This is a genomic window from Cupriavidus pauculus (assembly GCF_002858765.1).
GTDB lineage: Bacteria > Pseudomonadota > Gammaproteobacteria > Burkholderiales > Burkholderiaceae > Cupriavidus > Cupriavidus pauculus_B.
The window spans coordinates 381501-395988 of record NZ_PJRP01000003.1 but is presented as its reverse complement, the minus strand read 5'-3'; the positions used below and the strand labels follow the sequence as shown (position 1 = coordinate 395988).

Genomic DNA, 14488 nt, shown 5'->3' with positions numbered 1-14488 from the left:
TGATTTAAGGTTAGGCAGCGAAGCGGGCCTCGCCTATCAGACCATCACCATGGCGGCGCTATACGATGGTTTGTCGGCCTGGCCCCCCGGCATGAAGTCATCGGCTTCGCGTGCGGAATCAGAACGTGACACGCACGGTGCCGTTGTCAGACCGCAAGAGCCTGACGTGCTCGCCCGGATAGAAGTTGCCTTCGGACGCCGGTTGCGTGATGGCCTGCAGTCGGCCGTCGTGCAGGCGCACCGTGATCTCGTATCCGGGCTTGCGGTCGACGTGGTCTTCGATCTCGTGCCCGGCGACGCCGCCGGCCAGTCCGCCCGCGACACCGGAGATCCACGATCCGCGCCCGCCGCCAATGGCGCTGCCCGCGACGGCGCCCAGCAATCCGCCGCCGAGTTCGCCGACCAGTGTGGACGTGGGGCTGCTGTCATCGATCTGCACCGGTCGGACTCGTTCGACCACCGCGGTACTCACCGACTCCGGCCGTTGCAGCTGCCCGGCCTCATAGACGCTGCCGGGCGGATCGAAACTCGCGCAGCCCGACGCAAGCCCGGTGGTAATCAGCAGCGCGCTCACGACGCGCATCCGATTGAAGGTTGAAAGCATGGGTGCTCCTGTCGCCGCGGTTGGGAATGCCCGCCAGGCAATGCGGCCATGCCGGGCATGGATGCCGTCAGGCGCCGTTGTAGTTGATCTTCAGCGTCTGGTTGTCGAGCGACGTCCGTACCTTGTCAGAGAGCTTCCTGGTCGGCGCTTTCCGGCATTCGTCCACCACATGGGCGACCGTGTGCGGCGTGTCGACGACGATCTGGTCGTTCTCGCGCACGCCCAGCTTGTCGACGCTGGCGATCCAGTAGATCACCGCCGGCTTGTAGGTCTCGCTGACCGACAGGAATTCCTCGCAGGTCATCTTGAACGGCTTTACGGTCTTCACGTCTTCCGTCGCGGCCGAGGCCACGAGCGGGGCGGAAAGGGCGGCGATGGCAAGGGAGAGGATCAGGCGTTTCATGTTGGCTCCTAACGTCGCATGGGATGGGTTGGCCGGAGAGGCATGTGGATGTCGCCATCCGGTCGAGAACGATCGTAGGGTGCCGTCGCGCTGGACCGTTTCCGCAACTCGCAAGCCATTGCCAAATCACATGGCGGGGAGCCCGGTTCCCCGGTGATGTCCCGACGCATCAAACGACGGTCCCAAAATGTCAAATGGTCCGCCGAATTTTCGCCAATACTGTGACGGATACCCGTGTGGAGTGCCGCCGTTCCCCGGAATGGCGGCGCCTCCCGGCCGGGGCATCGTCACAAAACGAAGAAATCGAGGAGAAGAAATGGACCGAATGAATTGCCTTGTTGCTGCCCTGGCCTTGTCGATCAGCCTCGCGAGCGGCGTTGCCAGCGCGCAGGCCTCGGAGCCCATGGCTCCGGCAGCGCCTGCCACCACCGATGTCAACGAAGTACCGCAGCCACCCCAAGGGATGTCACCGGCCGACCGCAAGAAATGGTTTATCGAGCGATTCAAGGCGGCCGACACCGATCATGACGGCAAGCTGACCCGCGAAGAGGCACGCGTTGGCATGCCCGAGGTCTACAAGCGCTTCGACAAGATCGACACGCGCAAGCGCGGCTACGTGACCGAGCGGCAGGTGGGGGCAGCCTGGTCGAAGATGATCCAGGACGATATGCAGAAGAAGAACCCGATCATCAATTGAGTGCGGGATGGAAACCGGGCGCCGGAGTCTTCGGGCTCCAAGGCCGCTCATGTAGTGATAGCTCCATTAACAGAAATGGATGCCTCGCCCACAGTCGTGCCTGATGCGAGACGCCCTGCACAGGCGTCTCGCATCGCTTGAAAAGGCCTGTCGCCCGCCGCAAGCCCTTGAAAGCAAACGGTTGTAGTTTTCCGTATTGCGTATCGGAAAAGTGCCGGGTATGATCCATTCGCTCATGTAGTGTTCCCTGTATGAACTGCGGGCGACGAGCAAGCGGCTGGCACGGGCACCACCACAGTTCGCCGCCAATACCCCTGCACTGGTTTGGCAGAGCCATATGGGCCATACATTGGTATGACTGCCTGCCTACGGTCGTATGTGCCATCGCTCCAGATCTTCATGCCCTTCGACAGGCCGTGCGCGATGGTGCTGTGCCGCGCCACCCGCTAACCGGCATGTGCCCGGGACCGTCGGCGACGTTTAGCCAATCTTCATTTTCTAAATGCCTTCGCAAATGCTGGTATAGACGGGCTCACCTGCCGGGCTGATGGTGCGTTGCCCGCAAACCATGGTGTTATTCCGCCGCACCGTTCGCAGAAACGGTAATCGGAGAATGACCATGACCTTGGACACGGCTGCGCCGCCTAACGCTTCTTCCCAGTCTTCCGTGTACACGGACCGGACCAACCGGGCAGCGATTGCCCTGTGGAGCCGGTACTGGTCCCGCATCGGCCGAATATGGTACGTGGCGGCCCTGGCCGTGCTGTTCCTGCTGCTTGCCGCGGAGTGGCCGGCGGGAGTACACGGGCATGCGGCGACGACCGCGCCTCGCGCCGGCATCCCGTGGATCGTCCTGCTGCTTCCGGGCGCCGGCGTGGTGCTGATCGCAGCGGTCTGCGTGCAACGCATGCGCAGGTTGCGGGCCGCCATGGTGGTGTTGGCCGCCCAGTTGGAGCAGCATTCCGGCGCGGTGCCGGGCCGCAGCGAGCCACTGCCCGAGATGGGCTTCCCCGGGATGGACAGGCTGGTTCGCGCCATCAACGGCGCCCGGCGCCGGTGTGCCGAGCGCGAATCGGAATGGCTGACGATGCAGGCGTCGTGCGTTCACGACCTGCGCACGCCGCTGACGCGCATGGTCCTGCGTTGCGATCTGATCGACGACGCGTCGCTGCGCGCGGCGATGGAGCGCGATCTTGACGAGATGCGCGAGCTTGCCGAGGCCGGGCTGGCCTGTGCCCGCATGCAAAGTGGCCTGGCGCAGAAGCTGCGGAATGTCGACGCCGATGGCATGTTGGCAACGCTGGTGCAGAACTATCGCGATGCCGGCTGCACGCTGGCGCTGGATGGGCTGGTGGGCCGGCCGGTTCTCACGTGTCCGCACGCGCTGCGCCGCATCCTGGTCAACCTGGTCGACAACGCCTTCCGCTATGGCAACAACGTCCGCGTGCGGGTGCGTGCCGAAGGTGGCCGCCTGCATCTGGCCGTGCTCGACTCCGGGCCCGGTATCGCCCCGGCAGAACTGGACGCCGTCTTCATGCCCTGGTATCGATCGGCGGAAACCGCCGCGCGCGGACCGGGTAGCGGGCTGGGCCTGGCGATCGCCCGCCGGCTGGCCCAGGCCATCCGTGCAGATCTGGCGCTGCAGAACCGGCACGAGGGCGGGCTCGAAGCACGGCTGTCGTTGCCGCTGTGATAACAGCGATAGCAACGATGACAGCGCAAGCGGGCCGGGCGTGCCCGCACGCTTACGGATTCACGCTTCCCTCAGGAAATGGCTGGGCGCCTCGCCCAGCATGCGCTTGAACATCGTCGAAAAGGCGCTTGGGCTGGCAAAGCCCAGTTCACCGGCGATGCGATGGATCGGCGTGCCGGATTCCAGCATCGCCAGTGACTGGGCCAGCCGAACCTGCTGTATCCACTGCCGGTAAGTCATGCCGGTGTCCCGAAGGAACAGCCGGATCAGCGTGCGCGTGCTGGCGCCCACGATATCCGACCACTGCTCGATCGTGCGTGGCATCGACGGCGACTTCAGGATCTGCTCGCAAATGGAGACCACACGCCGGTCGCGTGGCCACGGAATCTCGATGGGCAGCGTCCGCGTCTGGCCCAGTTTGTCGAGAATCAGCGTGACGATGCTCCGGTTCGGCGCGTTATCCGGATAAAGCATCGGCTGGTCGACAAGCGCCAGGATGAGTTCGCGCAGCAGCGCGTCAACTTCCACCACTTTCACGCGCGTCCCGAATTGCCTGGCCCTGTTCTGCGCGATGTAGATCGTGCGGATCTGCGTGTCCGTCAGCATCGCCTGGTCGTGCACGACGCCGGGCGGAATCCACAGGCCGCGCTGGGGCGGAATAAACCATATGCCGTTCTCGCTGGCCACGCGCATCAGCCCCTTGCTCGCATAGAGCAACTGGCCTCGCGGATGGCTGTGCGGCACGTTGTAGCTCCCCGCCTTCTTGTTGCTGCCGAACGCCGTAATCACCCGTGGCAGGTCCTGATAGTCGTGGTGGTCGTCGCTCCGGACCGGAATTTCCGGGTTGTCACTTTCGCGACGAATTCTGGCATTCATGCGATTACTCTCGGGGCGGTGTCGAGACTAACATCCAGCAACGGAATCATGCAGCGATGGCTCAATGACTGGAGGCGCCAATGTTGGTTGGAATCAGGTATGAATCGAAATCGCTCAGGCTGCTGGCAGGCGTCGGGCTGTTCGTGATGGCGCTGGCCTTGCGGCCAGGCATCGTATCGATGGGCCCGCTGGTGCATGCCATTCAGACGGAGTTTGGCATGAAACACGCGGAAGCAGCGTTGCTGACTGCCATCCCTGACCTGTGCATGGGATGCTTCGCGCTCTTCGTTCCCGCGATGGGTCGTCGCTTCGGCGGCGACCGGGTCGTCATGTTCTCGCTCGCGCTGCTGGCCGCCGCGCTGGTCTTGCGGGCGTGGGCCGGATCGCCCGCCAGCCTGCTGTTCTCGACCCTGCTGGTTGGCATCGGGATTGCCATCTCCGGGCCGCTGATCGGCGGCTGGATCAAGAGCCATTTCTCAGGCGAGGCGGCGTTCTTCATGGGGATCTATGCGGCGGGCCTGGGCATCGGTGCCACGCTGGCGGCGGTGGGCAGCGAGTCGATTGCGCTGGCTGGCGGTGGATGGCGGCTTGGCGCGGGCATCTGGGCCGTCGTCTGTGTCCTGGCGATGGTCAGTTGGCAGCGGCTGACGTCGGCCTTCCCCTCGAAGCCGCAAGCCGCCCGGACGGAAGTCGCCGTGGGGCGTTCGCCGCTGCGCTCCGGGCGCGCCTGGCTCATCGCCGCGTACTTCGGCATCGGGCAGTTCATTTGCTACGCCTGTTTTGCGTGGGTCGGCGAGAGCAGCCGGGAAATGCAGATCAATGCGTGGAGCCCGGGCGTGAACCTCGGGCTGTTCGCGGCGATGATTGCCGTCAGCAGCTTCCTGTCGGGATTTGTCACCGGCAAGTCGTTGGACCGCCGTGGCTGGCTGGCCCTGTCGGCCATCCTGTCGATTGCAGGCGCCGCCGTGCTCTGGCTCGCGCCGGGCCGGTTCGGGGCGCTTCCGGTGCTTGCCATCGCGTTGGGCCAGGGCACCTGCTTCGCGCTGGCAATGACGCTGCCGCTCGACAACACCAGCACCCATCACGAAGCCAGCCAGTGGACGGCCTTCATGCTGTTCGTCGGCTACCTCGTTGCCGCGCTGGGGCCCTTCGCGTTCGGCTTCCTGCGCGACCTGACCGGGGCGTTCCAGGCTTCCTACGGCTTGCTCGTAGCCGCGTCCATTGCCCTCCTGGTCCTGACGCCGATGCTCAAGCCGCGGCCCCTGGTGGAAGGCGCACATCGCTGATTGCGGGGGAGAATTGCCTGGCTGTATCATCGCCGGTCGCCCCATGCAGCACTTCATCACGGCATTGAACGATGACAACCACCAATAAAATAAGTCAAACCTCGTTACCGGGTGCGTTGCTCCCCGACTGGTATGCGGAACTCAGCCCCGATGGCAAGCGCGCTTTCAAGGCATCGTTTGCCGGTTGGGCGACCGATGCGTTCGACTTCATGGTGTTCAGCTTCGTGCTGGCGTCGCTGATCGAACTTTGGGGACTGGATCGCGGCAAGGCGGGCTTGCTGGGCACCGTGACCCTGATTTTTTCATCGATCGGTGGCTGGATTGCCGGCATGCTGGCCGATCGGTACGGGCGGGTCAGGGTGCTTCAGTGGACGATCCTCTGGTTCTCGGTCTGCACGCTGGCTATCGGGTTTGCGCAGAATTTCGAGCAGATTTTCGTGCTCCGCGCCCTGCAGGGGCTGGGGTTTGGCGGCGAATGGGCGGTTGGCGCCGTGCTGATCGGCGAGATCATCGCGCCCCAGCATCGCGGAAAGGCTGTCGGCCTGGTGCAGAGTGGCTGGGCGATAGGCTGGGGTGTCGCGGCCATCCTCTACAGCATCGCGTTCACGTTGCTGCCCGAATCCATCGCCTGGCGAAGCCTGTTCTGGGTGGGCATCGTGCCTGCGCTGCTGGTCCTATACATCCGCAAGCACGTGCCGGAACCGCAGGTATTCGTGGCGGATTCTGCCAGGCGGGAGAGTGGCCGCCCGGTCTCGGTATGGGCGATCTTCGCGCCGTCGATGCTGCGCCGCACGGTGCTGGCCGCGCTGCTCTGTACCGGCATCCAGGGCGGCTTCTATGCGATGTCCACCTGGTTGCCCGCGTATCTACGGATCGAGCGGCGTCTGTCGGTATTCGACACCGGCGCCTACCTGTTCGTGATCATCGCGGGCTCGTTCTGCGGCTACGTCGTGGGTGCGTACCTGGCCGACTATTGGGGACGGCGGCGCAACTTCATCCTGTTCTCGGTGCTGTCGATGGTGTCGGTGTACCTGTACCTGACGCTTCCGCTCTCGAACCAGCAGATGCTCTGGCTCGGCTTTCCGCTCGGCTTCTCGTCGTGCGGCATCTTCAGCGGGGTGGGTGCCTACCTGACGGAACTGTATCCCTCGGAATCGCGCGCAAACGGCCAGAGCTTCACCTACAACTTCGGCCGTGGCATCGGGGCGCTGTTTCCGGGTCTGGTCGGGGTGCTGAGCCACACCGCGAGCCTTGCCACAGCCATTGCCATCTTTTCGGGCGCAGCATATGGCCTGGTGCTGCTGACGGTACTGCTGTTGCCTGAGACCAAGGGGGCTTCGCTGGGGGGGCAGCCCGCCAGCGAGTAAGCCCGCCCCGCGACCGGACGCGGGGTTTTGTATCACTACGTATCCAGCCAGACGACTGACGCATGCTGATACGAGGACGTGGCGCGGTGACACACCCGCGATACGTCCTCGTCGCCTAATGGAATCCCGATCACCGATTATCGCGGAGCCACCATGAAGCTGATGTCTGTCGTAGCCCTGACCGCGGTCGCCGCTGCCTTGCTCACGGGCGCCACCGTTGCCGCCGCGCAGTCCGGCGCGAGTACCAATCCCGTCAAGAGTGGCAATCCCAACGCGTCGCCCATCTACGGCGTGACCCTGCCCGAGGGCTACCGCAACTGGCAGCTGGTTGGCCCCGCCCTGGAAGGCGAGCCGCTGAACGAACTGCGCACCGTGGTTGGCAACAAGATCGCCATCAATGCGTACAAGCGCGGCGAGCTGCCGTTCCCGGATGGCGCGGTACTGGTCAAGCTGGCGTGGAAATACACGCAATCGCCCGAGTTCAAGTCGGCCCTGGTGCCTGGGCATGCCACCACAGTGCAGGTCATGGTCAAGGACTCGAAGAAGTACGCCGCATCGGGCGGCTGGGGCTACGGACGCTTTATCGACGGCAAGCCCGCCGATCTTGCGCAGCATCAAACCTGCTTCGCCTGCCACGCCTCGCTCGTCAAGAACCGCGACTACGTATTCACGCGACTCGCGCCGTGATAGCGCGCAGCCGCCAGGCCTGCACGGCACCGTGGCGCCGGCTCATCGTGCTATGACAAAAAAAGCGGGCGATTTCGACAAAGTGCTAAGCCGGCATCGCGCAAGCTACGCCGGCGCCGCCGTGTGCGGGCTTTCGTGGTTTGCGTTCCCAGGTTTTTTCTGTCGCCGGAGAGTCCCATCCGGCCTTTTACTCGAGAGGAAAATGATGATGCTGAAGAAGACCGTACCGATGTTGATCGTTGCCGCCCTGACGGCCGTGAGCGCCGTGCAACTGGCCCACGCGCAGACCAACTCGGGCCGCACCCTGCGGAAAGTCGACCCGTACACCGATGGCGCGAAGGTCGGCAAGCCCGACCCGTACACCGACGGCGCAAAGGCCGACAAGTTCGATCCGTACGCCGGCGGTGCCAAGACGTCGACCCGCACGGACTTGGCACCTCGCAAGGCCGACCCGTACACTGACGGCGCCAAGGTCGGCAAGCCCGATCCGTATCTGGACGGTGCCCGGACCGGCAAGCCCGACCCGTACACCGACGGCGCAAAGAAGTGAACTGCCGGATGGGTGTCTGATCGGACGCCATCCGCACCGGGGCTGTGCGCGACGCCGACGCGAGTGTCGCTCGCGCTCGTCCCGCGTCCTCAACAGAGGGCCAGCAGGTCGGCGGACATCGCGATTTTCCACACCACACGTCGATACAATTCCTGAGGCTTTGCCACACAAGCCGGATACATCTCCCTTTCATCATGCGATCAACGTTGCGCCCCCAATGGTGGTGGGCCGGCGAGACATCAATCAGACGTGATGGAGGGCTCCGTGAACACCCCTGACAACTCGAACAACCCGAACGCCTCGAACAATTCGACCCACGCGACCAACGCGACCCACGCAACGCCGGAATCGAGAAGATTCACCCGGCGGGGCTTCCTCGGAGTATCCGCCGCGGTGGCGGGCTACGGCATGGGCATCGCCGCATTCTCCGGCGACGTGATGGCCGGGCAGGCGCCCGAAGGCGCGACCGATACGCTTGTGCCGACCGATGCAATCCGCCCGTTCCGCGTGTCGTTTCCGAAGGAAGCGCTGGTCGACCTGCGGCAACGGATTCTGGCTACGCGCTGGCCGACCCGCGAGACCGTCACCGACGCATCGCAAGGCGTCCGGCTAAACACCGTGCAGCAGCTTGCCCGCTACTGGACCGCCCAGTATGACTGGCGCAAGGTCGAAGCCAGGCTCAATGCCCTGCCGCAGTTCAAGACGACCATCGACGGCGTCGACATCCACTTTATCCACGTGCGGTCGAAGCACCCCAATGCGCTGCCGGTGATCATCACGCACGGGTGGCCGGGTTCGGTCATCGAGCAGCTGAAGATCATCGACCCGCTCACGGACCCGACGGCCCACGGCGGCCAGGCGTCCGACGCGTTCGACGTGGTGATCCCGTCGATTCCGGGGCATGGATTCTCCGGCAAGCCGACCACCACGGGCTGGGACCCCGTGCGTGTGGCCCGTGCGTGGATCGTGCTGATGCAACGCCTGGGTTATCGGCAGTACGTGGCGCAGGGCGGCGATTGGGGTGACGCCATCTCGGAGCAGATGGCGCTGATCGCACCGTTGGGGCTGCTTGGCATTCACGTCAACATGCCGGCGACCGTGCCTGCCGACATCTCGAAGGCGCTCAAGTATGGCGAACCGGCACCGGCGGGGCTGTCGGCCGAAGAGCGCCATGCCTTTGACCAGCTCGACACGTTCTTCAAGCACGGGCTGGGGTACGCGATCGAGATGGCGAATCGTCCGCAGACGCTCTATGGCATCGAGGATTCACCCATCGGCCTGGCCTCGTGGATGCTCGACCACGACGCCGCCAGCCACGCGCTGATTGCGCGGGTGTTCGACGGAAAGAGCGAAGGTCTGACGCGCGACGATGTGCTCGACAACATCACGCTGTACTGGCTGACCAGAACGGCGGTGTCGTCGGCGCGGCTGTACTGGGAGAACAAGCTGCCGTTCTTCGATGTGAAGAACCTGAAGATTCCGGTGGCCGTGAGCGTGTTCCCGGATGAGATTTACGCCGCCCCGCGCAGCTGGACAGAGCGTGCGTATCCGAAGCTGATTCACTACAACCGACTGTCGAAGGGTGGCCATTTCGCGGCCTGGGAACAGCCGAAGGCGTTCTCCGAGGAACTGCGCGCAAGCTTCCGGCCGTTGCGCGGCGCGCAGTCGTGATCGGGTGACAGGGCGGGGCGACCATCCGCGCCATCGCGTGTCGCATGCGATGGTCGTCCTTGCCCCGCCCACATGACGGTATGTGGGCGGGGCTCGTCAGGCGCCACCGATCTCGCGCCAGATCCCCAATAGCGCCACCGTCTTCTCCACGCCGCCACGCTCCACTTCGCCTGACTCGGTTGCGGTCGATCCAGTCATTGCCCCAGGCCAGCCCTTCGGCCATGGCCCGTTCGCAAGTCCGGAAGACGCCGATATCACATGACTGCACCAGGACCGCGCCGCTTTGCGCCACGCGCCCGGATGCCTGCCAATTGTTTTCCCCCAGAAACAGCTACCCAGACATATCCAATGCCTTTGAGAAAATTGTAAGAAGGACGCCGCCGCCGGCGGTACATTGCAGTGTTGTCCGGAATGTCCGGGTTCAGGACATCCCTGATATGCTTGCACTCACTATCGGTCACGCACCGCCCCATGCCATCGACCCACGTCTATACCAATCAGGCTTCCACCCTTCGCGAGTTTGAAGGCGAATGCGTCAGCTTTGACGCCGCCGGATATGTCGTGGATTTCGGACAGGCGTGGTGGGAATGCAGCCCGGCCTCCGTTGCCGCGCTGGACCGCCCGCGCATGCAGCAGCTTCTCAGACGGTTGCGTGCCGGTGACCTAGTGGCAACCCTGCGGCTCTGCAGTCTTGGCAGTTCGGTTCGCGATGTGGTGGCCACGGTCGAGCGATTCCGGTCGCTCGGCGTGAAACTTCACTGTGTGGAAACCGGCGAGGCGATGCTGACCGATGCCGCCTCGGTAGCATTTCGGACACTGCAGGCCGTCGAGGGCCTAGAACACGACACGCGTAGCGCGCGGATGAAGGCCAGCGCGGAACAGGCCGTGGAGCGCGGCAGCCGCCTGGGACGCCGTCCGGCACTGGCAACCGACATGCACGATGAAATCCGGGCGGCCCTCCGCTGCGGCGCTTCCGTCAGCGAACTGGCCCGCACTTTCAAGGTGTCGCGCCAGACCATCATGCGGATTCGGGACGTCCACGCGGAGTGACGCCAGTTCCCATGCGGCATGTACGATCGGGTGGCGCGATGCAAATCTTGCCCACAAGGTCAGCACCACCACGCTGATGCCCGGGTGCCACGGGGCGCTGTTCATTGGCATTTACGTGCCTTTTGCCGGCACGATGTCGAGGGACCAGTAGCGCTCGGGCACGCCGATGTCCGCGAGTTGGCCGGCGTTGAACAACGGCAACTGGCTTGCGTAGGCCTCGACCGCCGCCATTTTCAGGGTTTGCCAGGGTGCGAGCGGAAAGTGCACCGGGGCGGCAATCAGGCCGGCCTGCCACCAGCCTATCAGCCGGCTTTGCACCATGCCGGGCAATCGGCGGTAGATGGCGTCCTCATAGAACAGCCAATACACCGGAGGCACCGGCGCACCGCCTTCCGCCGTATCGGCTGTCTGCATGGTCGATATGGTGGCGCGCAACAGCATGCACGCCTTGCCGACGAGCACGTGATCGCTATGGAACAGGCCCATCGGGGCCACGACCGTACCGCCGCGTTGCATCGACGGCGAAGCGGCCAGCCCGGCCATGATCTCCTCTGCGCCGTGCTGTCGACCATACTGCCCGTCGAGAAAGTCGAGCCAGTCAGGCCGTGCGCCAAGCAGGTTCAGGCCACGTGCGTCTTCGCGGCGCCGTTGCGAGATGGCCTGCGTCACGCTGCTGAAGCCTGCCGCCCGATCCCAGTCTGGCACCTCGATCCCGGCGCCGGGAACGCCCGCCAGCACGGTTACGACGACGGCATCTTGGGCGGCGGCAAGCAGCGCGCCGCAACTGAAGACGGCGTCGTCCAGGTGGGGAGAAATGACGGTCAGCGGTTCGGGGATCTGGAGGCGCGGCATCGATATCAGCGAAAGTCAGTCGGGTGACGTCACGCGCTAGCGCAGGGTCTCGTCGCAAAGGCAAGCCAGCATCGCCAGGTGATCGGCGAAGCCGCCGGGCGCGCGGCCATTGGCGCGGGCGCTGGTCACCACGCGTGGCAGCGTGCTCCACGCGATCTGGGAGTTCAGCGCAAGCAGGCGCTGCACCAGCGCCACATCCTCGCTGCTGGCATGGGGCGGAAATCCGCCGGCACGGCGATAGGCCTGCGAGCAGACGCCGAGATTGGCGCCGTGCACATGGCGGTGATCGTCGGTGCGCTGATAGCGGGCGGCAAACCGTATCGAGACATGCGGGGGATGCTCGCTCCAGTCGTCGACGGTGACCAGACCGCACACGGCATCGGCAGCCAGTGCCAGTTGTGCCACAAGCCAGTCCGGTGCCACGCGGCTGTCGGCATCGGTGAAGGCCAGCCAGCGTGCGTCAAGGGCCAGCAGCAGTTCGGCACCGGCGTGCCGTGCGATGCCGACATTGCGCGCGGCGATGGTCAGGCAGGTAACTTGCGCCGGTGCATGGCGGCTGGCGATGTCCAGCGAACGGTCGCTGCAGTCGTCGAGCACCACGACCAGCATCACCGGTTCGCCCTGCAGGCCAGGGTGAAGCGCGGCGGCACGCAGCGCAAGCAGGCACGCCTCCAGGCTCGCCTCTTCGTTATGGACGGGCACGACAACACCGATCATCGCGTGGGCTCCCGGCTGCGCAGCGGTGCAGGGTTGCGAGACCAGACATCGAGCAGGAAGTCTGGCTCCACATGCCGTACATGCCGAAACAGACCGGGTTGGCGCGCGATGGCAGCATGGACATGGCGGGTCGGCTGGCGGCGCTCCGCGAACGGACGCAGCCAGTGGCACGCGAGGAGGGTGCCGGCTGGCGTGAGCGCCTCGGCGGCGTGGGCCACGGTCTGCAGCCACGGCGCGCGATCGAAGTAGTAGCCAAGCTCACTGAGCACGATCAGGTCGAAACGGCCGACGGGCCATACGTCCGGCAGGTTCGCCACGCGTGCCTCGACATGCGCCACGCCCGCCACGCGCGCACGGGTACGTGCGATGGCGCGCGGTACGACATCCACGGCCAGCAGCGCGTCGCAGCGCGCGGCCAGCCGCTCGGTCAGCAAGCCAGTGGCACAGCCAGCTTCCAGCGCCCGGGCGTAGCGGGGCTCGGGCAGGGCGGCCATCAGCAGGTCGCGCTTGCGTGCCTCGTACCAGAGCGATGCCAAGCCCCAGGGGTCGTCCTGCTCGAAGAGCCCGGCGAAGTCGGTGGTGGCGTCGGTGGGTGTCATAGCTGGTAGTCGTGCTCGCTGCCATGGCTGACATCGCCGTCGCCAGTAGCCTGGCTCAGCCTGTCCCCCAGTTTGGCCAGATCGCGCTCCGCGTGGCTTTGCCGCAGGAGTACAGGCAGGTCCGCGAACAGCGCGGCCAGCCGCGCATCGCGGCAGAGCGGGCCTGCCCCAAGCACGTTGCCCGCGCGCTGCATCGCACGCTGGACGGTGGCCTCGACCGCCCAGCGCACTCGCATGGCTGCCACGTAGGCGTCGGTCTGCGAGTGTGTGTCGATCCAGTCAGCCGATTCTCGCAGCAAGGCCGCTGCCGCGCGCAAGTCGCTGTCGATGGCGCCCAGATGCGCGGCAGCGTGGGGATCGCCATGGCGGCATACCGCACGCCGCACGGCCTGCGCAAAGGGCAGCACGGCACCGTACCAGCACGCGGCGATGCCCGCGCCGCCCTGCCAGAACCCGGGCCGATCCAGATAGGCGCCTGCACGGCCGATTTGCAGGGCGGGGCATTGATCCAGTATGACGTCGCCACTGCCAGTGTCGCGCATGCCCACGGCGTGCCAGCCCTCCCTGGTGATGCGCACTCCGGGGCCGTGCACGTCGATGACCGCGATCAGCGCCCCGCCATTGCCGTCGTGGCAGGTGACCAGTGCGTGCGACACGGCCTGCGCGCCCGAACACCACGCCTTGCGACCGTCAAGCCGGAGCGGCCTGCCGCCCGCCAGGCCGGTGCGCGCCGCCAGCGCGCGGATGCCGGTGTCCATGGCAGCCCGCGCCTGCACGCGTGCGTCGGGCGGCTCGGCGGCCCAGACTGCCCAGCGCGTGTTGGCTTCGGGGCGGCCCTGCGCGACTTCCATCAGGATGGCCAGCGCGTCGGCATGCGCCTCGAACAGCTTGATGGCGATGGCGCCGTGCGTGGCGGCGATGTCCGAGAATAGTCGCCAGCGGGCCAGTGTCTGTCCGTTGCCCGGCAGCGGGATGCCGTCAGGCGTAGCGTAGCGGGCGATCAGTGATCCGAGCGTGTCGTTCGGGGCCATGGTGGCGGGCGTTGCGTTCACATGCACGGCGCTCCGCAAGTTTCCTGCCAATACCACCGGATGTCCCCGAGACCCATGGCACGGGATTCGCAGACGCGGAGCGTCGGCCGCACGGCATGCTGGCCGGCCCGGCGTGGGCCCATATTTGCCGATTGGTTGTAGCGGTTACAAGCGAAAGCCGAGTGGCCGTGGCCGACCACGAACTATGGTGTGCGGACCCCGATCGCCTTCAACATGGCCCGCCGATAGGCCCGGTCGGCGGCAAGCGTGCGGCACAGCAGTGCCAGCAGCCGCTCGGAATGTGCGGCAGGGTATCCCTTCTGCTTCAGGAGCCGCAGATGTTGCAGGCGCGCGAATCTCGCGGCGCAACCGTTGTATCCGGTGGCCGACGGGAAGTATCTCTCG

General features: G+C 65.4%; 15 protein-coding genes. 8 read left to right on the top strand and 7 right to left on the bottom strand.

The window, feature by feature from the left end:
- Positions 1-118: 118 nt before the first annotated feature.
- Complete coding sequence (locus tag CYJ10_RS10295; RefSeq protein ID WP_101681381.1) at positions 119-604, bottom strand: outer membrane lipoprotein; 486 nt, start codon at positions 602-604, stop codon at positions 119-121.
- A 67-nt stretch (positions 605-671) separates the two neighbouring features.
- Positions 672-1007, bottom strand: coding sequence for an HdeA family protein (locus tag CYJ10_RS10290; protein WP_101681380.1), 336 nt, complete (start codon positions 1005-1007; stop codon positions 672-674).
- 316 nt (positions 1008-1323) lie between these two features.
- On the opposite strand from CYJ10_RS10290, the gene CYJ10_RS34625 reads away from it, so the two are divergent.
- A complete protein-coding gene (locus tag CYJ10_RS34625) occupies positions 1324-1704 on the top strand; it encodes an EF-hand domain-containing protein (RefSeq protein WP_257993219.1) in 381 nt (126 codons plus the stop codon).
- Between the two features lie 619 nt (positions 1705-2323).
- Positions 2324-3397 carry a sensor histidine kinase gene (locus CYJ10_RS10280; protein ID WP_101681379.1) on the top strand — a complete coding sequence of 358 codons (1074 nt, stop codon included), beginning with the start codon at positions 2324-2326 and terminating at the stop codon, positions 3395-3397.
- Positions 3398-3457: 60 nt separating this feature from the next.
- Here CYJ10_RS10280 and CYJ10_RS10275 read toward each other — a convergent pair whose 3' ends face one another.
- Positions 3458-4273 carry an AraC family transcriptional regulator gene (locus CYJ10_RS10275; protein ID WP_101681378.1) on the bottom strand — a complete coding sequence of 272 codons (816 nt, stop codon included), beginning with the start codon at positions 4271-4273 and terminating at the stop codon, positions 3458-3460.
- Positions 4274-4353: 80 nt separating this feature from the next.
- Here CYJ10_RS10275 and CYJ10_RS10270 point away from each other — a divergent pair, with 80 nt between their 5' ends.
- From CYJ10_RS10270 to CYJ10_RS10245, 6 genes are all read left to right on the top strand, one after another.
- Complete coding sequence (locus CYJ10_RS10270) at positions 4354-5559, top strand: MFS transporter (RefSeq protein ID WP_219621440.1); 1206 nt, start codon at positions 4354-4356, stop codon at positions 5557-5559.
- A 71-nt stretch (positions 5560-5630) separates the two neighbouring features.
- Complete coding sequence (locus CYJ10_RS10265; protein WP_101681377.1) at positions 5631-6926, top strand: MFS transporter; 1296 nt, start codon at positions 5631-5633, stop codon at positions 6924-6926.
- A 153-nt stretch (positions 6927-7079) separates the two neighbouring features.
- Complete coding sequence (locus CYJ10_RS10260) at positions 7080-7613, top strand: cytochrome P460 family protein (protein ID WP_101681376.1); 534 nt, start codon at positions 7080-7082, stop codon at positions 7611-7613.
- A gap of 208 nt (positions 7614-7821) precedes the next feature.
- On the top strand, positions 7822-8163 hold the full coding sequence (locus tag CYJ10_RS10255) for a hypothetical protein (protein WP_101681556.1): 342 nt from the start codon (positions 7822-7824) through the stop codon (positions 8161-8163).
- Positions 8164-8427: 264 nt separating this feature from the next.
- Positions 8428-9834, top strand: a complete 1407-nt coding sequence (locus CYJ10_RS10250; protein ID WP_374703249.1) for an epoxide hydrolase family protein — start codon at positions 8428-8430, stop codon at positions 9832-9834.
- Positions 9835-10305: 471 nt separating this feature from the next.
- The gene (locus CYJ10_RS10245; protein ID WP_180862885.1) at positions 10306-10884 is read left to right on the top strand and encodes a recombinase family protein; all 579 of its coding nucleotides are present in this window, start codon (positions 10306-10308) and stop codon (positions 10882-10884) included.
- Positions 10885-10995: 111 nt separating this feature from the next.
- On the opposite strand, the gene CYJ10_RS10240 is transcribed toward CYJ10_RS10245, so the two are convergent.
- The 4 genes from CYJ10_RS10240 to CYJ10_RS10225 are packed head-to-tail and all read right to left on the bottom strand — an operon-like array spanning position 10996 to position 14104.
- The gene (locus tag CYJ10_RS10240; RefSeq protein WP_101681374.1) at positions 10996-11736 is read right to left on the bottom strand and encodes a PIG-L deacetylase family protein; all 741 of its coding nucleotides are present in this window, start codon (positions 11734-11736) and stop codon (positions 10996-10998) included.
- Positions 11737-11772: 36 nt separating this feature from the next.
- The gene (locus CYJ10_RS10235; RefSeq protein WP_101681373.1) at positions 11773-12453 is read right to left on the bottom strand and encodes a glycosyltransferase; all 681 of its coding nucleotides are present in this window, start codon (positions 12451-12453) and stop codon (positions 11773-11775) included.
- Positions 12450-13052 carry a class I SAM-dependent DNA methyltransferase gene (locus tag CYJ10_RS10230; protein ID WP_101681372.1) on the bottom strand — a complete coding sequence of 201 codons (603 nt, stop codon included), beginning with the start codon at positions 13050-13052 and terminating at the stop codon, positions 12450-12452. The genes CYJ10_RS10235 and CYJ10_RS10230 overlap by 4 nt, the downstream gene beginning before the upstream one ends.
- Entirely contained in the window at positions 13049-14104 is a 1056-nt protein-coding gene (locus tag CYJ10_RS10225; protein ID WP_180862884.1) for an acyl-CoA dehydrogenase family protein, read from the bottom strand. Before CYJ10_RS10225 ends, CYJ10_RS10230 begins: the two co-directional genes overlap by 4 nt.
- Between the last annotated feature and the right edge of the window lie 384 nt (positions 14105-14488).